This is a genomic window from Pandoraea bronchicola (assembly GCF_902459805.1).
In the GTDB taxonomy this organism is placed as follows: domain Bacteria; phylum Pseudomonadota; class Gammaproteobacteria; order Burkholderiales; family Burkholderiaceae; genus Pandoraea; species Pandoraea bronchicola.
In genome coordinates this window covers 733,054-752,277 of sequence record NZ_CABPST010000002.1, presented here as the reverse complement: position 1 = coordinate 752,277, position 19,224 = coordinate 733,054, and the positions used below count along the sequence as shown (strand labels likewise).

The 19,224-nt window shown below is 59.2% G+C and carries 30 protein-coding genes; 28 read left to right on the top strand and 2 right to left on the bottom strand.

The window, feature by feature from the left end; genetic code table 11:
• Positions 1–894: 894 nt before the first annotated feature.
• Positions 895–1,281, bottom strand: coding sequence for a helix-turn-helix domain-containing protein (locus tag PBR20603_RS07570; protein WP_150558891.1), 387 nt, complete (start codon positions 1,279–1,281; stop codon positions 895–897).
• 63 nt (positions 1,282–1,344) lie between these two features.
• On the opposite strand from PBR20603_RS07570, the gene PBR20603_RS24565 reads away from it, so the two are divergent.
• Positions 1,345–1,572: a helix-turn-helix domain-containing protein gene (locus PBR20603_RS24565; RefSeq protein WP_150558890.1), complete on the top strand. Its 228-nt coding sequence runs from the start codon at positions 1,345–1,347 to the stop codon at positions 1,570–1,572.
• 76 nt (positions 1,573–1,648) lie between these two features.
• Positions 1,649–2,074: a hypothetical protein gene (locus PBR20603_RS24085; protein WP_174977819.1), complete on the top strand. Its 426-nt coding sequence runs from the start codon at positions 1,649–1,651 to the stop codon at positions 2,072–2,074.
• On the opposite strand, the gene PBR20603_RS07555 is transcribed toward PBR20603_RS24085, so the two are convergent.
• Positions 2,031–2,345, bottom strand: a complete 315-nt coding sequence (locus PBR20603_RS07555; RefSeq protein WP_150558889.1) for a hypothetical protein — start codon at positions 2,343–2,345, stop codon at positions 2,031–2,033. The two genes, PBR20603_RS24085 and PBR20603_RS07555, sit on opposite strands and share 44 nt — an antisense overlap.
• Before the next feature lie 53 nt (positions 2,346–2,398).
• Here PBR20603_RS07555 and PBR20603_RS07550 point away from each other — a divergent pair, with 53 nt between their 5' ends.
• The 26 genes from PBR20603_RS07550 to PBR20603_RS07420 all read left to right on the top strand — a co-directional run bounded on the left by PBR20603_RS07550 (position 2,399) and on the right by PBR20603_RS07420 (position 19,223).
• A complete protein-coding gene (locus tag PBR20603_RS07550) occupies positions 2,399–2,839 on the top strand; it encodes a phage regulatory CII family protein (RefSeq protein WP_150558888.1) in 441 nt (146 codons plus the stop codon).
• A complete protein-coding gene (locus tag PBR20603_RS07545) occupies positions 2,836–3,093 on the top strand; it encodes a helix-turn-helix domain-containing protein (RefSeq protein WP_150558887.1) in 258 nt (85 codons plus the stop codon). Before PBR20603_RS07550 ends, PBR20603_RS07545 begins: the two co-directional genes overlap by 4 nt.
• Positions 3,094–3,153: 60 nt before the next feature.
• Positions 3,154–3,501: a hypothetical protein gene (locus PBR20603_RS07540; RefSeq protein ID WP_150558886.1), complete on the top strand. Its 348-nt coding sequence runs from the start codon at positions 3,154–3,156 to the stop codon at positions 3,499–3,501.
• 37 nt (positions 3,502–3,538) lie between these two features.
• Positions 3,539–4,324 carry a helix-turn-helix domain-containing protein gene (locus tag PBR20603_RS07535; RefSeq protein WP_150558885.1) on the top strand — a complete coding sequence of 262 codons (786 nt, stop codon included), beginning with the start codon at positions 3,539–3,541 and terminating at the stop codon, positions 4,322–4,324.
• The gene (locus tag PBR20603_RS07530) at positions 4,321–5,115 is read left to right on the top strand and encodes an ATP-binding protein (protein WP_150558884.1); all 795 of its coding nucleotides are present in this window, start codon (positions 4,321–4,323) and stop codon (positions 5,113–5,115) included. Before PBR20603_RS07535 ends, PBR20603_RS07530 begins: the two co-directional genes overlap by 4 nt.
• Positions 5,112–5,294, top strand: a complete 183-nt coding sequence (locus PBR20603_RS07525; protein WP_150558883.1) for a hypothetical protein — start codon at positions 5,112–5,114, stop codon at positions 5,292–5,294. The genes PBR20603_RS07530 and PBR20603_RS07525 overlap by 4 nt, the downstream gene beginning before the upstream one ends.
• A 322-nt stretch (positions 5,295–5,616) precedes the next feature.
• Positions 5,617–5,967 carry a hypothetical protein gene (locus PBR20603_RS07515; protein ID WP_150558881.1) on the top strand — a complete coding sequence of 117 codons (351 nt, stop codon included), beginning with the start codon at positions 5,617–5,619 and terminating at the stop codon, positions 5,965–5,967.
• On the top strand, positions 5,964–6,362 hold the full coding sequence (locus tag PBR20603_RS24560) for a Ref family recombination enhancement nuclease (RefSeq protein WP_150558880.1): 399 nt from the start codon (positions 5,964–5,966) through the stop codon (positions 6,360–6,362). The genes PBR20603_RS07515 and PBR20603_RS24560 overlap by 4 nt, the downstream gene beginning before the upstream one ends.
• Complete coding sequence (locus tag PBR20603_RS07505) at positions 6,362–6,544, top strand: hypothetical protein (RefSeq protein ID WP_150558879.1); 183 nt, start codon at positions 6,362–6,364, stop codon at positions 6,542–6,544. The genes PBR20603_RS24560 and PBR20603_RS07505 overlap by 1 nt, the downstream gene beginning before the upstream one ends.
• The gene (locus PBR20603_RS07500) at positions 6,544–6,903 is read left to right on the top strand and encodes a sigma-70 RNA polymerase sigma factor region 4 domain-containing protein (RefSeq protein ID WP_150558878.1); all 360 of its coding nucleotides are present in this window, start codon (positions 6,544–6,546) and stop codon (positions 6,901–6,903) included. Before PBR20603_RS07505 ends, PBR20603_RS07500 begins: the two co-directional genes overlap by 1 nt.
• Before the next feature lie 190 nt (positions 6,904–7,093).
• A complete protein-coding gene (locus tag PBR20603_RS07495) occupies positions 7,094–7,522 on the top strand; it encodes an HNH endonuclease (protein WP_425495794.1) in 429 nt (142 codons plus the stop codon).
• A 257-nt stretch (positions 7,523–7,779) separates the two neighbouring features.
• Positions 7,780–8,256, top strand: a complete 477-nt coding sequence (locus tag PBR20603_RS07490; protein WP_150558876.1) for a phage terminase small subunit P27 family — start codon at positions 7,780–7,782, stop codon at positions 8,254–8,256.
• Positions 8,257–8,259: 3 nt separating this feature from the next.
• The gene (locus tag PBR20603_RS07485; RefSeq protein WP_150558875.1) at positions 8,260–9,978 is read left to right on the top strand and encodes a terminase large subunit; all 1,719 of its coding nucleotides are present in this window, start codon (positions 8,260–8,262) and stop codon (positions 9,976–9,978) included.
• Positions 9,975–11,267 carry a phage portal protein gene (locus PBR20603_RS07480; RefSeq protein WP_150558874.1) on the top strand — a complete coding sequence of 431 codons (1,293 nt, stop codon included), beginning with the start codon at positions 9,975–9,977 and terminating at the stop codon, positions 11,265–11,267. The genes PBR20603_RS07485 and PBR20603_RS07480 overlap by 4 nt, the downstream gene beginning before the upstream one ends.
• Entirely contained in the window at positions 11,264–11,962 is a 699-nt protein-coding gene (locus PBR20603_RS07475; RefSeq protein ID WP_150558873.1) for an HK97 family phage prohead protease, read from the top strand. Before PBR20603_RS07480 ends, PBR20603_RS07475 begins: the two co-directional genes overlap by 4 nt.
• Before the next feature lie 9 nt (positions 11,963–11,971).
• Entirely contained in the window at positions 11,972–13,210 is a 1,239-nt protein-coding gene (locus PBR20603_RS07470; protein ID WP_150558872.1) for a phage major capsid protein, read from the top strand.
• A 53-nt stretch (positions 13,211–13,263) separates the two neighbouring features.
• Positions 13,264–13,458 carry a hypothetical protein gene (locus PBR20603_RS07465; protein WP_150558871.1) on the top strand — a complete coding sequence of 65 codons (195 nt, stop codon included), beginning with the start codon at positions 13,264–13,266 and terminating at the stop codon, positions 13,456–13,458.
• Positions 13,459–13,821 carry a head-tail connector protein gene (locus PBR20603_RS07460; protein ID WP_150558870.1) on the top strand — a complete coding sequence of 121 codons (363 nt, stop codon included), beginning with the start codon at positions 13,459–13,461 and terminating at the stop codon, positions 13,819–13,821.
• Positions 13,821–14,177: a phage head closure protein gene (locus PBR20603_RS07455; RefSeq protein WP_150558869.1), complete on the top strand. Its 357-nt coding sequence runs from the start codon at positions 13,821–13,823 to the stop codon at positions 14,175–14,177. Before PBR20603_RS07460 ends, PBR20603_RS07455 begins: the two co-directional genes overlap by 1 nt.
• Entirely contained in the window at positions 14,170–14,523 is a 354-nt protein-coding gene (locus tag PBR20603_RS07450) for a DUF3168 domain-containing protein (protein ID WP_150558868.1), read from the top strand. Before PBR20603_RS07455 ends, PBR20603_RS07450 begins: the two co-directional genes overlap by 8 nt.
• A gap of 3 nt (positions 14,524–14,526) precedes the next feature.
• Positions 14,527–14,964, top strand: a complete 438-nt coding sequence (locus PBR20603_RS07445) for a phage tail tube protein (RefSeq protein ID WP_150558867.1) — start codon at positions 14,527–14,529, stop codon at positions 14,962–14,964.
• A complete protein-coding gene (locus PBR20603_RS07440; RefSeq protein WP_125899261.1) occupies positions 14,964–15,347 on the top strand; it encodes a hypothetical protein in 384 nt (127 codons plus the stop codon). Before PBR20603_RS07445 ends, PBR20603_RS07440 begins: the two co-directional genes overlap by 1 nt.
• Before the next feature lie 2 nt (positions 15,348–15,349).
• Positions 15,350–15,721 carry a phage tail assembly protein T gene (locus tag PBR20603_RS24555; RefSeq protein WP_150558866.1) on the top strand — a complete coding sequence of 124 codons (372 nt, stop codon included), beginning with the start codon at positions 15,350–15,352 and terminating at the stop codon, positions 15,719–15,721.
• Positions 15,645–16,079, top strand: coding sequence for an HK97-gp10 family putative phage morphogenesis protein (locus PBR20603_RS07430; protein ID WP_174977818.1), 435 nt, complete (start codon positions 15,645–15,647; stop codon positions 16,077–16,079). The genes PBR20603_RS24555 and PBR20603_RS07430 overlap by 77 nt, the downstream gene beginning before the upstream one ends.
• A complete protein-coding gene (locus tag PBR20603_RS07425; RefSeq protein WP_150558864.1) occupies positions 16,072–18,891 on the top strand; it encodes a phage tail tape measure protein in 2,820 nt (939 codons plus the stop codon). Before PBR20603_RS07430 ends, PBR20603_RS07425 begins: the two co-directional genes overlap by 8 nt.
• Positions 18,888–19,223, top strand: coding sequence for a phage tail protein (locus PBR20603_RS07420; protein ID WP_150558863.1), 336 nt, complete (start codon positions 18,888–18,890; stop codon positions 19,221–19,223). The genes PBR20603_RS07425 and PBR20603_RS07420 overlap by 4 nt, the downstream gene beginning before the upstream one ends.
• The last annotated feature ends 1 nt before the right edge of the window (position 19,224 follow it).

The window sequence follows — 19,224 nt, the reverse complement described above, 5'->3', positions numbered from 1 at the left end:
CGTTTTGCAATTCCTGCATGGTTTCTCTCCTCGTGTATATGGCGCGGCTCTCGGAAGAAAGCCGCCTCATGTACAGCGTTTGGACGCAGCGCCCCGGACTACTCCCGAACTGAGTCGGCTCCCGGCGGCGCTGCATCTCTTCAATCCAATCGTCGTTCTATAGCCACGTGAGCAGCCAGGCGTCGCTTGAATAGCCTCCGGTCTTTGATCAGGGGTAGAGGGTTCCGCCCTGCGCCTAGCCGCGCCCGCGCAGTGCGGACGCCATCGGCGTGTTCTATCGGTAACTGAGTTTTTAAGGAGCGCCCCAACCAGCGGGCGGGCAGCGATGTGTGCTGCGTTGGAATGAATAATCACATACGTGATTTATGCATGTCAACACATTTGTGATTTTATGGTTTTTTGGGAGGCAACTTCGGGCCGGCTGCACCGAATCTGGCCCTGATGCGGCGCTGTAGCAGATATTGCTTCCAAGCAGCGACCACTCGGCCAGAAGAGAAGTGAGCGTTTCTGCGGACTACTACACGTACGGCCGATGGGAGCGAATTTTGATTGAAATCTTCGACGTGCTGAGGCTAAACTACTGTTCAAATATACAGTGGTTTAAACAAGAACACTAAGAGGGCCTAGCTGTGACGAATCGTGGGTCGTCCCGACTGCGCTGCAAGCCAGGGGACTTGGCGCGGATAAAGAAGGCGTGGAACGAACTGCTCGAAGGGAGGTTGGTATTCATCCGTCGCGCGTACTCCGAGACGGAGTGGCTTGTCTATTTGTTAGACGGCCCAGCGTTTTCTATGAGCGAGGATAGGTGCCATATGGTGGTCGCGCGGGCAATGATTGCTGACGACTGGGCGCTTGAACCGATTGGAGGGGCGCGAGACGAGGAGGCAGATGATGTTACGGATTCAGACGACCAATCGGTTCGTCATCCACAGGAAGCATCCGAAGCATCAGATTGAAGGTGTGTGCTGGCTCACCCGCTTGGTCGGCGCGAAGAATCGCTTCGATCAGCTCGCGCGCGGCGTCACTAGCGCCGCTTAACGCCGCATCTAAGTTTCCTACCCCTTTCCCGCTCGCCGTCTGTGGCCCCTTTCCTTCGGCGAGCCAGAGAGCATTAACCCCAAGGACCTCTGCAATTTGAGGCAGCCGCCTCGCGGTGCTTCGCGTACCTGATTCGAGATTCCCAATCGTGGATTGAGTAACGCCGGCCTTGCTCCCCAGTTGTTCCTGGGAGAGGCCGGCTTTCGTTCGTGCCCATCTGAGGCGTTCGGCTAGGGAGTACATATCACAATCGTAATGGAGTGAGCCATTTCATTTGTGTTGACTTGAATAAACACAAACGTGATAATGGCGCGCATGGACATTCAAAAAGCTGTTTCTGACCTTCTCGGGACGGGCCTAACGCAATCACAGCTTGCGGCGGAGGTTCCGTGCTCGCAATCGCAAATCTCGTCGCTGCTGTCAGGCGCACGCGGCGCTCGAGTGTCCTACGCGATCGCGGCCCGCATTGCCGAGCTTCACGCCGTCAAGGTACTGCGCGAAACCGCTGGCGGCGCTACTGGAGAGAGCAAATGACCGGAGCGCGTGGCGTTGGTCAATTGCCTTTGTCTTCCCAGACATCTGACCACGACCTGATGGCGTCCAAGTTCATATGGATTTCCCGCAGTACGCCCTCTGCTCCCCGTGGGTGTGTCTGATGCCTACGCGCGCTGTAGAAGGTCTTGCCGAGCGTTGCGATTTTTCCGGCTTTCTCGGCGCAGTAGTGGCAGTGGGCTCGCATGAGTCCGTACTGAAATTCGAGCTTTCCAATCGCGGCTTGGTCCGCGATCGCAAGGTCATGGTCCTGAATGATCTTCTCGATGGCGTCAGCAATTTGCCGAATTTTCTCAGAGGTCTTCATGGCCGATGGAGTGAAGGAATGAAACGACTGTACGCACGGCTGTTGCTGTGGCTGATCCGGCCCGCGCTGAATCGTGACACCGAAATCAAGTCGGCAAAGATCAGCGCGAGCTTGTCTGAGATGTTGCCGGAGATCAAGCGGCGGGTGACGTCTGCGATCCGCGACCGGCAAGGATGAACGGCTCGAATGCTGCTTCGATGGCGTCCCGTTCTGCCTGTGTTGGGAAGTTGGATTTTGTCGTGTCTCGAACGTTCTCGAGAATTTCCGTGATCGCCGATTTTTCGGGATGGGTTCCCAGCAGCAATTGAACGACGGCGCCGAGCGCCGTCACCTGAAGTTCGAGTTCCGTAATCCTGTCCATGAAACCCCGATGGATGTTGTGTTGTACGAAGTGATGAGCGCACAGCTTAGCACCGTCGGGGGACTCGCCAGATTTAGCAGTTTTCATGAGGCCATCGTAGCGGCCTGAGAAGCAAATAAAAACGTTCGAGGAACACGCACATGAACATCACCGACGCGGCACACGCACTGGTTCACGACTATCCCGGCGGCAGTGAGTCACTCGCGCCGCGTTTGGGCATGTCGGCGGCCGTCCTGCGCAACAAGGTCAATCCGAACAACGACACGCATCACCTGACGCTGAACGAAGCGGTGAAGGCGACGGATGTGACGGACGACGACCGCATTCTCCAAGCATGGGCCGAGCAGCGTGGTTACGCCCTGGTGAAGATCCCGCAGCTTGCCGAGTGCTGTGACTCCGCGATTGTCGAGCTGATGGCGAAGGCATGGTCGACGCATGGCCTGGTGGGCAACGAGATCGTCAAGACGCTCGACGACGGCCGCGTCGAGCAATCGGAGGTCGCTCGTGTGAAAGGGCGGATCTTCAACCACGCGCAAGTCCTGTTCAGCATCACTGCACGTCTGGAGGGCATGGCCGAATGAGTTCACATCGAGTCAATCAAGCGTGGGGCGTTGAGCTTCGCCACACCGAGAAGATCGTGTTGCTGGCGCTGAGCCACCACGCCGTCATGTCGACGGGCGAGTCGTCACCGAAGGTCAGCCGCCTGGCGCGTGACTGCGGCATGTCGGAATCTGCGGTGCGGGAGTCGATCAAGGCGCTGGAAGCAGCAGGGCACGTCGAGTCGACACCGATTCGCCGCGGTGTGACTCGCTTCCGCGTTTGCGTCGGGGGTTGAGCATGAGTCTTCGTGCGACTCTGATGGGGCACAATGCCTTTTTCCCCCTTTGGAGAGATCATGTTAAGTCAGGAGCAGTTATTGGAAGCTATTGGCACGCTCAGGCGTGTCGGCGCGGAGTTGCATTTCAATTGCCCCCATCCGTCCGGATGGAACACCATGATCGTTTCGGACGAGGATCTCGTGGCGTATGCACTCGGGCAATTGCATCTACCGAGCAAACTAACCGGTCTCACGCCGACCGAATTTGCTTCCTGGATGGAGTCCGGGGGGTATGTTCAGTGTTGCGCGACGACCCGCCATGGGCGTCGTTGCCGCAAGTTCGTCACGCACAATCGCTTCGATGCACCGCTCGCGTGGAAGGCGCTTGCCGACACGCACCCTTACTGCGCCACTCACGGCGGCTGACCAGCGTCGGATCCCCTTCGATTGAACGGAGGGGATCATGAGCGCCAGAGTAATGGGCATGGTGTTTGAGCGCTACCCCACCGGGGGAGGCGAGATGCTCCTGGCGCTCAAACTTGCCGACAACGCGCACGACGACGGCACCCACATCTTCCCTAGCGTGGCCACAATGGCTTCGCGTACCCGCCAATCTGAAAGAGCAGTCCAGTACCAGCTTCGGCGCATGCAGAAGTCCGGCTGGCTGGTACTCGTGCGTCCCGCAGTCGGTGGACGTGGCCAGTCCGGAATGCCCGCTGAGTACCGGATCAACCCCGCATGGATTAACGGTGCAGAACTTGCACCCATTTCAGACGACGATACAGACGAGCAAAAGGGCGCAGATTCTGCACCGAATAATTCCGTAGAAAGGGTGCAATCCGAAGCTGAAAAGGGTGCAACTGGCGACGGAAAGGGTGCAAACCACGACGTAAAAGGGTGCAAAGCTTTTGCACCCGAACCATCAGTAGAACCATCAGTTAACCGTAAGGGAACCGTCAGTGGTGCGCGCGGCACGCGCTTACCCGACGACTGGGTCCTGACCAAGGCTCTCGGCGACTGGGCTCTGAAGGAGCAACCGACGTGGAATGCCGACCATGTTCGCCGTGTGGCCGATAAGTTCAAGGACTACTGGGGTGCCAAGGCGGGCGAGAAGGGGCGCAAGACGGACTGGGACGCGACTTGGCGCAACTGGGTCCGCAACGAAAGCGCTCTCACTACCGGTGCTGCTAACGGCGCGTCCAGCGAGGGCTTTGGAAAGCGCAGCTACGGTACGGGAGGCAAGCTTTGAACTTCCACGCACAACCTCTTCGCTCATCCGCCAATTGCCCGAAGCACGGCGACTTCGAGCGGCTGTGCTACTTCGGAGACTCGTGGACGGCCTGCCCGAGGTGCGCCGATGAGGAAGCGGCCCGCGTGGCGAATGAGCGCTCGGCAATCATCCGTGCCGGCGAGCGTGAGGCGTGGCAGCGCCGTCTGGGGGATACCGGAATTCCTGAGCGCTTCATGGATCGCCGTCTGCGTAACTACGTCGCGACCACGCCAGGGCAACGGTACGCACTTGACTTCGCTCTCGATTTCGCTGAGCACTTCGGCGAGTCCGACCGCCGTGGTCAGTGCGCAATCTTCCTCGGCCAGCCGGGAACAGGAAAGACGCACCTCGCGATTGGCATCGGTCACGAAATCATGGCGCGAGGATCTCGCACAGTGCTGTTCACGACGGTCATGCGTGCGGTGCGCCGAGTCAAGGATACGTGGGTACGCGGCAGCGCTGAGTCGGAATCGGCCGCCGTTGCCGCGCTGGCCTACCCGGATCTGCTAATCCTCGACGAGATCGGCGTCCAGTTCGGATCGGAAACCGAAAAGCTGATCCTGTTCGATGTACTGAACGAACGGTATGAGAAGCGCCGTCAGACCATCCTCCTTTCGAATCTGGCTGTCGACGACGACGTGGTCGACGGGCGCCGCGTGCCGGGCATTCGATCGTTCCTCGGTGAGCGTGTGTTCGACCGCCTTCGCGAGGACGGAGGCGAGGCTGTCGTTTTCGATTGGGAAAGCCATCGGGGCAAGGTTGCTGCGTGAAGCAGGCCGAGTGCTGGCGGCGCTTCGAGGAAGCGGCGAGGGCGGCGCTGGACGGCCATGGCGATCTGGCTCGCGCGCTCATCGCAGCGGTGCGGCGGCGCTTAGGCGACAAGGTGGCAGAGCGGCAGGAGAAGGAATTGCGGGCATACATCGAGCATTTGCGGAGGAAGGGCAAGTGAGTCTTAAGCGAGAAAGTCAGTTGGAAAAGTTGTTCGCCTTTCATTGCCGTGCGCAGAAGGTTGCTGAACCCGTACGCGAACACCGGTTCGCACCGCCGCGCATGTGGCGCTTCGATTTCGCTTGGCCTGACAGGATGGTTGCGGCGGAAGTTGAGGGTGGAATCTGGTCGAACGGCCGGCACACGCGCGGCAGTGGGTTCCAAGCGGACGCCGAGAAGTACAACACAGCCGCATTGGCGGGTTGGAGAGTCTTTCGGTTCACAGGGGCGATGGTGTCGAATGGCACGGCCATCCTAACGATTCAACGGGCATTGGAGTCGGCATGAAGAACGCGATTCTGGAATGCATGGCCCGAGGTGAGTGGTACTCCCGCCCTGCCATCTCCGACCTGAGCGACGTCTCGAAACGACAGGTAATCAAGCTGGTCGACCTACTCGTCGCCGATGGTTCGCTGGTGAAGCGGTGCGCAGTCCATGGTGAAGAGTTCAGCCTTGCTGTGACTGAATCGAAAAATCCGCTTCGGCCTCTGACGATGCGCGTCCCGGATCCGCCAGCCGCATACGAGTCCGAGCCAACCGTGGCCGGTGCAGCATATCGCCCGAAGTGGAAGCGTCTCAAGTCGTACGGGGCGTATGCGCTGTCGCATCAACGACTCTGCGAGGAAATGCGATGAGCTTGGCGAGGAAGAAGCCGCTGAGAAGCACAGTGCCGCTCGCGCGTGCGCCGTTCAAACGCAAAACTCGCAAACGCGCAAAGAAGGCAGAGCGCGAGCACATGGGAGTTGTTGCCGGCCTGTGTTGCATCGTTTGCCGGAACCTTGGGTATGGGGAGAGTCCGGTCGAGGTTCACCATGTGCGATTCCTTGCCGGCGGCGGCCAGCGCGCGGGCCACCGCGACACGATTCCGCTGTGTCCGCTGCACCATCGCGAAGGTGGATACGGCATTGCGTTTCACGCTGGCCCTGCCGAGTTCCAGCGTCGGTACGGCACTGAGGCCGAGTTGCTTGAGCAAACGCGGCGCGAAACTGCGCACCGAATTTTCGCGAGTGTCGCGCCGGAGGTGGCCTGATGGCAGTTCTCCCCGCGCATTTCTATCAGGACCCGGCAAAAGTTATTGAAATTGAGGAGGGCAAAACATGCAAGGGCTGCTTACACAAGCTGACGCTATGGGGGTTGGAGTATTGCGCCAAGGAGCAGACCAAGCCGGGCGCGAAGAACATGCGCCGCTGCAAGCTGTACGAGGAAAAGTGATGCCCACGAAACGCGACCTCAACACACTTTGTGAGGACTGGGCGGCCTGGCACCGCACGCGTCGAATCTTCGTGCCGCCCATGCCGAGTGGCTTGCTCGCCGGCATGCAGCCCCGAAAGGTCGGCCCTGAGCCGGACGCGATTTGCTCGTCGATGCTGAGCTTCTTCAACCTAGCCGTGCTGTCGCTGCCCGAGAGCCCAGAGAAGGAAGCGCTGTACCTGTTTTACATCCACCGCGTTTCTCACATCAAGCGCGTTGCTTCGGCGCTCGGGATCTCGCGCGATGCGTTTTACAAGCGCGTCGAAAGTGGTCGTTCGCAAGCCTATCGGGCATATTGCCGAATGGTCGAAAGTGTATAGCGCCACGCTATACATCTTCGAGCTATACAAATTCGGCAAAAAACGTATCATTTCGGAAAGGCTGAATTACTGCGTCTGAAGCCCGCCACGGTCCAACCGAGCGGGCTTTTTTGTTGCCATTTCATCCAAGCGGAAGACTGCCGGCGAGATTGGCTGAGCGGATCTGCGCGATCACGGGTTGTCCGCGTGAATGAAATGCGTGATCTCCTCCTCGACGCGAGTCGTTCGCCCGCACCGCTCACGCGGTCGCGGGCACTTTTCTTCTATGCCATCCAGACCACTCCGACCGTGCAAGCACCGAGGTTGCGGCGCGCTGGTGTCTGGTGGCAACACGTACTGCGAACAGCACGCTCACGAGCAAGTGAAGTGGAAGCCTGACGCGGTGCGAGGCAACAGGCATGCGCGCGGATATGGCGCCGCATGGGTCCGTCGCCGCGCTCACATCCTGTTGCGTGACTGTGGGCTTTGCCAAGTGTGTCGCAGGGCCGGTCGCGTGACGATCGCCACTGAGGTGGATCACATCGTTCCCAAGTCACAGGGCGGCACCGATGACGACGACAACCTGCAGGCGATCTGCTCCCCCTGTCACAAGACCAAGACGGGCAGCGAGCGTCGGTGACAGGTGTCGCCTGTCCTTAACGTTATATCTGCACCTTAACCTTATATAAACGTTCGCTCGAAGCATGGCGGGTGGTCGCTTGCTTAAAATTTGTGCAGATTTCGGCGCATCTGTCGATTTGCCTAAATTTTGTGCAAATCGTGGCGGCGATTGAGCCTATGGGGTGGGGTAGGTCGAAAGTCTAGGGCTATTCCGGTCCGGACCGACCGTTCCGTCGAATTTTTATGCCCGCGAAAAATGAAATTTAAAGGTGCCGCATGCCAGGTGTTGCAGGGCGCTCAGGCCGGAAGCCGAAACCGACTGCCAAAAAGGAGTTGGCGGGCAATCCGGGCAAGCGGGCGCTGAACAAGGACGAACCCGAATTCGGGATCGTAACGAACATTTTTGCGCCCGATTGGATTGATGGACATGCGCGTGATCTATGGGAGCACCTTTCGCCGCTGTTGTGCAAGCAGCGTGTTCTACAGGTCACCGACATCCAGAACCTCGAAGTCTATTGCTCGGCTTACGGCCAGTTCCGCCGTGCCGAAGAAGATATCGCCAAGCATGGTCTCGTTGTCGCCGGAGCGCAGGGCGGCCCCACGAAAAATCCGGCAGTGACCGCGAAAAACGAAGCAGTGAAGCAGATGGCCACGTATGGGGCGATGCTCGGGCTGGACCCAGCAAGCCGCCAGCGCCTCGTCGGACCAAAACGGAAAGGTGAGGGCAACCCGTTCGCTGCACTCTTGGGTTGACGTGTGGCGAAAGAGTCATATCCGCTCGTTGCGAAAGGCAACAAGTTTGCACGTGACGTCGTGCGCGGTCAGATCCCGGCGTGCCGGTGGGTCAAGGCTGCATGCCAGAGGCATATCGACGATCTCGTGGCAAGTAAGTCAGCGGCCTTCAAATACCGGTTCGACGCTGCCAAGGCGGAAAAGAAGCTTCGACTCATAGAGCTGCTTCCGCACACAAAGGGCGAATGGGCATTTAAAAGGCAGCTCGTCACGCTTGAGCCGTGGCAGGTGTTCGGGCTGGCATGCACGTTCGGGTGGGTCAGCAAGAAATCCGGTTTTCGCCGCTTCCGCGAGTCTTACTGGGAAGTTCCGCGCAAAAACGGAAAGAGCGTGATTGCAGCCGGCGTCGGCATCGCCATGTTCACGGCGGACGATGAGTTTGGGGCCGAAGTCTACTGCGGCGCGACGACTGAGCGCCAAGCGTGGGAGGTGTTTCGACCTGCGCGTCTCATGGTGAAGCGCTCGCCGATGCTCGTCGAGCACCTTGGGATCGAAGTCAACGCTCAAAACCTGAGCCGGCCCGAGGACGGGAGTCGCTTTGAGCCGATTATTGGGAACCCCGGCGACGGTGCGTCGCCATCCTGCGCGATCGAGGACGAATACCACGAGCACGATACCAACGCTCAGTACGAAACAATGCTGACTGGTATGGGCGCGCGGCGGCAGCCACTGATGTTTGTCATCACGACCGCTGGCGCAGACATCGAAGGGCCGTGCTACGACAAACGGCGCCAAGTCATCGAAATGCTCGAGGGCACAGTGCCCGACGACGAGCTATTCGGTTGGATCTGGACCATTGACGAAGACGACGACTGGACCGATCCGAGGACGCTAGCGAAGGCTAACCCGAACATTGGCATATCGGTCTATCAGGAGTATTTGGAGAGCCAGCAGCAGCGGGCCATAAAGTCTGCGCGATTCACGAACACGTTCAAAACGAAGCACCTGAACGTGTGGACGTCGGCAAAAACCGGGTATTTCAACCTCGAAGACTGGCGAGCGTGTGAGGACACCACGCTGACGCTGGAGCAATTCGAGGGCCTTGATTGCATGCTCGCGCTGGACCTTGCCCGAAAGCTGGATTTGAACAGCATGGCGCGCCTCTTTTGGAGGGTTATCGACGGCCGACGGCACTACTACAGTGTCGCGCCGCGCTTTTGGGTGCCAGAAGACACCGTTCGAGACACTGACAATCGTCGGATGGCGGAGCGCTATCAGAAGTGGGTAAACACCGGCCACCTTCTTGAGACGCAAGGCGCTGAAATCGATTACCGCGACATCCTCGAAGAAGCCAAGGAAGCGAATCGAGCGTGTCCGGTGCTGCAAACGCCAATCGACCCGCACGGCGCGACCAACCTCTCGCATCAGCTCGATGACGAAGGGCTGACGCCGGTCACGATCGTGCAGAACTACACGAACATGTCCGACCCGATGAAAGAGCTTGAAGCCGCGATTACATCGAGGCGATTCCACCACGACGGTAACCCGATCATGACGTGGTGCGTGAGCAACGTTGTCGGCAAGAACCTGCCTGGCAACGACGATGTTGTGCGTCCCATCAAGCAGGGGAACGACAACAAAATCGACGGCGCGGTCGCGCTCATTATGGCCATTGGCCGAGCAATGCTCGAAGGTCAATCAGGCTCCATCAGCGATTTTCTTTCGAGTCCGATCATCGTATGAAACAAAGCAAGCAAAAGTCGCCAGGACGCATCAAGGCGAGCGTCCTGAAGTGGCTTGGCGTGCCTATTTCACTGACGGACGGGAGCTTCTGGTCCACATGGGGCGGCGTGGCGTCTTCGAGTGGCGAGACGGTTACCGTCGATTCGGCGCTTCAACTGTCGGCTGCGTGGGCGTGTGTGCGCCTCATCGCTGAGACCATCGCGACGTTGCCGCTGAATTTGTACTCGAAGCAGGCCGACGGCGCTCGGACGCTTGCGACAACGCACGCGCTTTACGACGTTCTGCACAACCAACCCAACGCCGACAATACAGCGGTGGAATTTTGGGAGGTGATCGTCACGTCAATGTTGCTGCGAGGTAATGGTTATGCACGCAAGTTATGCGCAGCGGGCCGAATCATAGGCCTTGAACTGCTGCTGCCAGCCCGAATGAACGTGAAGCGCCTGCAAACCGGCCAGCTGCAATACACGTACTCGGAACTTGACGGCTCTTCCTCAGTGATGACCGAGGACGACGTTCTCCATTTTCGAGGGTTCAGCCTTAACGGCTGGATGGGGGTGTCGGTGATTGAGTACGCCCGCGAGGTGTTCGGCAACGCTACTGCGGCGAACAAAACGAGCAGTAGTGTCTTCCGAAATGGGCTTCGTCCGTCCGGCGTGCTGTCAACGGACCAGATTTTGCCGAAGGAAAAGCGCTCGGAAATCCGCACGGACCTCACGGACCAGTTCGGCGGCGCGATGCAGGCCGGGAAGACGATGGTGCTTGAGGCCGGCATGAAGTATCAGGCGATCACCATGAATCCCGGGGACGTGCAGCTGCTTGAAACGAAGGCGTTCAACGTCGAGGAAATCTGTCGGTGGTTCCGCGTACCTCCGTTCATGGTGGGCCATAACGAGAAGTCGACGAGTTGGGGAAGCGGTATCGAGCAACAAATGATTGGCTTCCTGACGTTCACGCTTCGTCCGTGGTTGACGCGTATTGAACAAACCATCAAAAAGGGCGGCCTTAGCCCGGTTGAGCGTCTCACCTACTACGCTGAGTTTTCCGTGGAAGGGCTTTTGCGCGCTGATAGCGCAGGCCGTGCGGATTTCTATTCGAAGATGGTCAATAACGGCATATACAGCCGCGATGACTGTCGCCTTAAGGAAAACCTACCGCCAATGGGCGGCAACGCGGCGGTACTTACAGTGCAGTCAGCGATGTTGCCGATAGACAAGCTCGGCGAAAAGTCTGATGCGGCTACCGCACAGGACGCTTTGAAGAACTGGCTGAATCAGGAGTCGAAATGAACCGAAAAAGTAGCAGGGGTGGTTACAAGGTCCGTGCGTTTGACCTCAACGTCAAATCGGTCAACGACGAAGGCCATTTTTCCGGTTATGGGTCCGTGTTCGGCAACGTTGACAGCTACGGCGAGATTGTCGCGCCTGGGGCTTTTGAGAAAAGCCTGGCGGCGCTCAAAGAAAGCGGTCGAGCGCTCCCTATTCTCTGGCAGCACAACTCGAACACGCCCATCGGCTCGTGGTCTGGTTTGAAGGAGGACAGTTTTGGTTTGTTCGGTGAGGGCGAGCTGTGGCTCGACGATGCCCCGAACGCCAAGATCGCTTATCGCGGCATGAAGTCGAAGGCGATTACCGGTTTATCGATCGGCTACTACGTCATCAGCTCCAGCTACAACGAGAAAACCGGCGAACGGACGCTTAACGAACTGGATCTCGTTGAAATCAGCATTGTCACCAATCCGGCTAACACCGAGGCGCGCATCGAAGCCGTGAAATCGGTTATAGCGCACGGTGGTGTGCCATCACTTTCCGATTTCGAGCGGTTCCTGCGCGAGGCAGGCTTTTCGAAGTCGCAGGCCGCGGTAATCGCTAATCGTGGCCTGAAACATCTGCTCCGGAGTGAGTCCGGGGACGACAGCGAAAACCCTGTGCCCGGCGCGTTGCTCGATGGCTACAAGGGAATCGAATTGCCCTCATTCAACTAAGGAGCATCCATGCAAAAGATCCATTATCCGAGCGACTACGGTCGCAAGAACGCCGGCGGCGCCGATGACAAGCTCGAACTGAAGTCGCTCCTGGACAAGCTGTCTGAGCGCGATTCCGAAATCAAGCAGTGGTGTGAGAAAGCCACGGCCGAGATCAAGGATACCGGCAAGATCGCGAGCGAGACGAAGTCCGCGCTCGAGAAGTTGAGCGAGGAGGGCATTAAGTCCAACGCTCGTATCCTCGAGCTCGAGCAGAAACTTGCGCGTCGAGGCGGCGGCGATGAGCACGTGGTCAAGTCCATCGGTGAGTTGATGACCGACTGCGAAGACTTCAAGGCACTCTCGCAGAAGGGCCGTGGTACCGCGCGTCTGAACCTGAAGGCCGTCGCAAATATCACGAGCGCTACGAGCGGCCAAGGCGGTGTGGGTGTCGCAATTCAGCCCGACCGGCTGCCGGGCATTCAAATGCCGGCACAACGTCAGTTCGTGGTCCGCGACCTGATCATGCCCGGTCGCACCGCGTCGAACGCGATCGAGTACGTACAGGAAAGCGGATTCACGAATTCGGCGGCGCCGGTGGCGGAAGGTGCTCAAAAGCCGCAATCGGACATCTCGTTCGAACTGAAGACGACGACGGTCAAGACGATCGCGCACTGGTTCCGCGCGTCGAAGCAAGTCCTCGCAGACGTGCCGTTGCTCCAGAGCTATATCAACGGCCGTGCGACGTATGGCCTGAAGTACAAGGAAGAAGAGCAACTGATCGCCGGCGATGGTACCGGCCAGAACCTGCTCGGACTCGTGCCGCAAGCAACGGTCTTTGACGACGCTCGTCGCAAGGCCAACGACACTCCGATCGACACTCTGCGCCACGCGATCCTGCAAGTGCGTCTCGCAGAGTATCGCGCGACCGGCATCGTGCTGAACCCGGTGGACTGGGAAAGCATCGAACTCCAGAAGGACTCGACCGGCCAGTACATCTGGGTGAACGTTCAGGACGGCGGCCAACAGCGTATGTGGAAGCTGCCGGTTGTCGATACGACGGCGATCGCCGAAGGTGAGTTCCTGGTGGGCGCATTTGACTTGGCAGCACAGGTCTTCGATCGCGAAGACGCCGCCGTTGAAGTGTCGACCGAGGACGCGGACAACTTCACCAAGAACATGGTGACCATCCGTGCCGAAGAGCGCCTGGGGATGGCGGTCTTCCGTCCGGAATCGTTCGTGCACGGAACGTTCAAGAAGGCCGCGTAACACGGGCTGTCGCCGGGTCGACGCTCGTCGGCTCGGTGAGCATAGGAGACACCATGAAAGTCACAGCAATCAAAGCGTTTCGAGGGATCGAAGGCTACGTTCCGCGCGGAACGGAGATCGATGTCACGGACCTCCGCGCGGCGGAATTGAAGCGTGTCGGCCTCGTGGCCGAAGGCGACGCGAAGGCAGCACCGCCGACGCCGAACAAGAAAGCCCCCGAACCGCAGAACAAGGCACGGGCGAAGTAAATGGCCGAATCGACGCCCATCGTTTCGCTGCAGTTGGCGCTGACGCATCTGCGGGAAGACGGCGGTGTCGCCGACGATCTCATCAAACTCTACATCGGCGCCGCGACCCAGGCTGCTGTCGACTTTCTCGATCGCCAACTGTACGCCGATGACGGAGAGATGCAGGACGCGATATCTAATGGCACCGCCGGCTTTAACCCACTGGTGGCGAACGACGCGGTTCGTGCCGCGATTCTGCTCACGGTCGGCAAACTGTACGCCTATCGTGAAGACGTCGTCGCGGGCACGTCGACGAGCGTGATGGAACTGCCGGGCGGCGCGAAAGCGCTGCTGTTTCCGTACCGCACCGGGCTGGGCGTCTGATGCGCGCGGGCACTCTTAACCGCCGCGTGCGCATCGAGCGTCGTGAGCAGGGGTACGACGATCTTGGTCAGCCGGTCGATAGCTGGATTCCGATCGCCCCCCCTCTGTGTTGCAACGTGTTGATGCAAACCGGCAAAGAGGCGATTGCCTCTGACTCCGAAGTCGGTGTGGCGTCGGCAAGCATCCGCATTCGCTTTCGAACCGATATCGACGAGGGAATGCGAGCTGTCCTGCTTAAGTATGTCGATGGTCGACCGGTCGACGAAGTTGTTTTCAACATTGGGAAGCCGCTGCCTGACTTCGGCGGCCGTGATTACACCGATCTTCCCTGTACCACGGGGGCAAACAATGGCTAGTGCCGAAGCCGTCGTGTTTGCAGCGATAAAAGCGCTGGCCAGCGGTCGCGTGTACCCGGATGTTGCGCCAGCAAATGTCGCGAAGCCATACATCGTCTACCAGGCGGTTGGTGGTGCCGACGAAACGACGCTCGACGGTGTAGACACCCTTCAAAACAGCCGGATGCAAGTGTCTGTGTGGTCGGAGTCCCGCGCCGTCACCTCGGCACTAATTCAGCAGGTTCGCGCCGCCCTGGCTGGAGAGCCTGTTCGTAGTATGCCGATCGGCGCACCCGTGAGCGTCTACGAGGACGACACGAAGCTATACGGCAGTCAGCAAGATTTTTCCATCTGGTATCAGGAGTAAACCATGACCAGCACCGCAATTAGCGCGCAGGGCAGCAAGTTCTTCATCAACACCGCCGCCGACGGCGCGGCGCAGCCCACCTGGACCAAGGTGAAGAACGTCAAGTCATACAGCGGCTTCGACGGCAGCGCGACCGAAATCGACGTCACCGATCTCGATTCCGAGGCGAAAGAGAAGCGCCTCGGCCTGATGGATAACGGTTCGTTCTCGATCGAAGTGAACGTCAACATGGCCGATCCTGGGCAGGCGGCGATGAAGGCGGCACAGAGGGCATCGAGCCTCAAGTCGTTCAAGCTCGAATACCCGGACGGCAGCGCCGATACGTTTGATGCCTCGGTGAAGTCTTTCCCGATCTCCGGTTCGACCGACGCAGTCATCACGTCGACCATCTCGCTCACTATCTCGGGCGCAGTCACAACTGTTCCGGCCGGAGGTAACTAATGCTCACTCGCGAACAGATCCTTCAGGCCCGTGACCTTGGTTCGGAAACTGTCTCGGTGCCAGAGTGGGGCGGGGATGTCGTGCTCGGGGTAATGAGCGGGAAGGCGCGAGACTCGCTGATGGAGGCGATGGCCGAACCGCAGAAGACTTCGCGGTTTCAAGCGTTGATGTTGGCAAGCACGATCGTCGACGATAACGGCGCCCAGGTATTCACGGCAGAGGACGTCGAGCAGTTGCAGGGTAAGAATCCGGACGTTTTGGCGCGTCTCGTTGCGGTGGCGATGCGGATCAACAACTTCGGCTCCCAGTCGACGGCGGCTGCCGAAAAAAACTCCGAGGCCGCCCCGAGCGGCTCTTCTGGTTCCGACTTGCCCGTGAACTAGGCATGTCGGTCGCACGCTGCCAGGCGGAAGTTAGCGGCGCGGAGTTTGGCGAGTGGCTCGCCTACTATCAGATCGAGCCATTCGGAACCCGGGTTGACGACTTGCGCGCTGGTGTGATCGCAGCAGCGACGTACAACGTGAACCGGGACCGTAAGAGGCAACCAGAGCCATTCGGGCCTTCGGACGTCATCCCTTGGCTTGTTGATGATTCCGGCCGTAACGACGAGCCGATTCTACTCGACGATCCGGCTGCGCAGACGGCGCTGATCCGAGCCTCGCTTTTCGGGAGTTCAGCTAGTGGCAAAGCGGACGACCATCGAGAACCCCAAGGCGCTCAGCGACTACCTCGACCGCATGGAGACGGTAGGCAGTGAATCGACGCTGCGTCAGGCGGCTGTGGCTGGCGCCCGAGTGGTGCACAAGGAGGTTCGTCTGCGTGCGCCAGTTGGTGCCAAGGCGTACGAGCGTAAGGGGACCAAGCATACGCCGGGCACGCTCAAGCGCTCAATCCTGATCGCATACGACCGCGAGAACTCGATCGAAGGAAAGCTGGCCACGTATCTCGTTACCTGGTCGAAAGACGCGTTCTATGGCTATTTCGTTGAGCACGGCACGTCCAAGGCTGCGGCGCATCCGTTCTTGCGTCCCGGCTACGACGCTAAGAAACAAGAGGCGGTGAAGGCAATGATCGGTGTGATTCAGGAAAAGGCGAAGGAGGCTGCGCGTGGCTAACGAAACGACAGTCCGGCTGGCGGCCGATTCGTCCGGGTACGTCGCTGAGATCGGAAAGGCCCGCAAGGCAAGCAACGATTTCATGACGTCGCAGGCCGACATGGCGCGGCGGACCGAACTCGCCCAGAACGCGATCGCGGACGCCGCCAAGAACGGTTCGACGGCAAGCAGTCGGGCGATCAAGGCGTTCACCGACAGCCTCGACAAGGCATCGGCCACCGCTGGCAAGACGCGTGCACAGATCCTGGAGATGCGCGCCGCAAATCTCGGCTTGGGCGATTCGGTCAAGCCACTGATCGACCAGATCGCAAAGGCATCGCAGAACACTCATGAATTTGGCCTGCACACCGCTGGCGCAAAGCGTGAGCTTCTCGTGCTCGCGCATGAGGCATCGCAAGACCAGTGGAAAAACTTCGGCGGATCGCTGCTGGTGATGGGCGAGCGCATGAATGCGATGGAAATCATCCTAAGCCCGCTGGGTCTCGGGCTTGGTGCGCTCGCGGCGGCAACATTCGTCGTCGGCAGCGCAATTCACTCGCTCAATGAGGAGTCAAAGGAACTCAATCGGACGATGGTCCTGACGAGTAACTACGCAAACCTGTCGCAGGGCGCATTGCTCGTCTATTCCGATGTGATTTCCCACGACCTCGGCGTTTCGACGGCCGATGCACGCGATTCGTTGAAAGCGATGGCGGCAACGGGTTTTGTTGCAGGCGCCGATCTGAAGGACGTTGCCGAGTCGATTTCGGCCTATGCCAAGTTCACCGGCGAGTCGGTTGCTGACGTCGCGAAGCAGTTCGCGGCGTCTTATGGGAGTGCGGGAAAGGCGGCCGAGCATTGGGCAGAGACGCACCATGACCTGTCGAATGCCCAAGTCGAGTACATCAAGACGCTCGAGCAATCGGGCGACAAGGCGGGCGCGTGGCGTCAGTACGTGCTCGACGCAAGTTCGAAAGCGCGGTCTGCCGTGGTTGCAGACAATCATGCGATGGCGATCAGCTATGAGTCGCTCGGCGACGCGTGGCGACGGTTTTGGCGAACCGTCGGCGGAGCAACCGGTAAGGGAAATGATGAGCTTACGCAGATCACCGACCGTATTTCGGCCTTGCGCGCGCAGCAGCTTTCGCCGGACAACATCGGCGGCGGTGCGAATCCAGCAATCGACGCCGAGATCAAACAACTTGAAACGCGCCGCACCTCGATTCTCGACGGGAAGCGTGCGGTCGACGAGCACACGAAGTCGGTTGCGCTATTCGATGACCTGACGCGCCAGCACACCGAGGACATGAAGAAGGCGTGGGGCTGGCAAGAGAAGCTCAACGACGCCAACAAGACTGCGAAGGACCGAACGGATGCCCTGATCAAGTCTGCGCAGGCCGCCGGCACGCTTACCCCTTCGCTGCAGGCGAAGTTGCAGGGGGATCTGCAAAAGCAGATTGCGTTCAACGCAGAGCAGTTTAAGGCACCCAAGGACCACACCAGGGCTTACACGGACGACGCGGCAACGCGATTCATTCAGCAGGCAAAGGAAACACAGGCGGCTTTGCAGGCCCAACTTGACACCACCACGAAGATGGGGCCGGAGGCAGAAAAGCTGGTCAAGTTCGAGCGGCAGATCGCAGACATCAAGGAAAAGAAGACGCTGACGGCCGACCAAAAGTCGCTGCTTGCTGCTTCTGATCAGATCGAAGCCATCCTGAAGCAAAACGCGGGCCTTGAGCGTCAGAACAAGCTGAAGGAAGAGCAAGCGAAGCTCAGCCAGCGCATTGCCTCGATCGATGCACAGGTCGCCAACTTCCAATCGTCACAGCGCGAACAATACCAGCGTCAATTAGACGCTGTGGGTATGGGGCAGGAGGCCCAGAAGCGCGCGGAGGCCGTGAAGTCGATCTACCGCGAGTACGAGCGGATGCAAGCGAAGCTCGAAGAAGGAACGCCGGTGGAGCTGCGCGGTGGAGAGCAGTATCGCGACGAGCAAGCCAAGCTCCGGGCTGCTCTGGACGAGTCGCTTAAAGACTACGACGATTACTACGGTCAGTTGAAGAAGATGCAGGGCGACTGGACGAATGGCGTGTCGCAGGGCTTCGCCAACTACATGGACACGGCGTCTAACACGATGAAGCAGGTCGAATCGCTGTTCGGGACCGTGACAAGTGGGATGGAGGATGCGTGGACCACGTTCACGCAGACCGGGAAACTCAGTTTCACTTCGCTCGCCAACTCGATCATCGCCGACTTGAGCCGGATGGCTGCGAAAGCGGCGATGAGTGGCTTGTTCGGCAATTTGGCCTCGCTCGGAGGGTCTTTGCTTGGGGCCTACTTCGGGGGTAACACCGGTGCGGCAGCTACCACAGCGAATGCACTGCCAGGTGACTCGCTAGACAACTTCCTTAGCCTGACTGACAACTTTGCGGCGAAGGCGGACGGTGGGTTGATCTCCGGCCCCGGCTCGGGCACCAGCGACAGCATTCCAGCATGGCTGTCAAATGGCGAGTTCGTCATGAAGGCGAGTGCGGTCAGCCGGCTCGGCCTACCGCTGCTCAACCAATTGAACAACGGGGCGAACGTCAATCGCATGTCTCGGTTCGCCGAGGGCGGCTACGTCGGGCGCACGATCGCTGATTCTGGCCGTGGCGGCAGCACGCAAGTGAGCGTCAACGTCGACGCCAGCCGCGGTGGCGGCGGTTTTGATAAGCAGGACGCCGCCTGGCTACAGAGGGCAGTGCAGTCCTTGGTTGATCAGCGAATGGATAAGAAGATGCGCGGCCAAGGCGGCTATGCGTTCCAGATGAAATATGGGCAAATCGGATGACAGACACGTTTATCTGGTCGCCGCGCGCAGACGCAAGTGGTGACACCACGTTTGCTGTCCGAAAGGCTCAGTTTGGTGATGGCTACGAGCAGCGTGTTGCCGACGGACTGAACAACCAGCGATCTAGCTATCAACTGACTTTCGTGGGCGACGCTGCAAAGATATCGGCAATTCTGGCGTTCTTGGATGCCCACGCGGGGGCGAAGTCATTCTTCTGGACGCCCTCTCTTCGCCCGCAGGCGCTGTTCGTTTGCGAGAAGTACTCCGATCCGGTGAAGGACGGCAGCATCTACACCATCACAGCGACATTCGACCAGACGTTCGCTCCTTGAC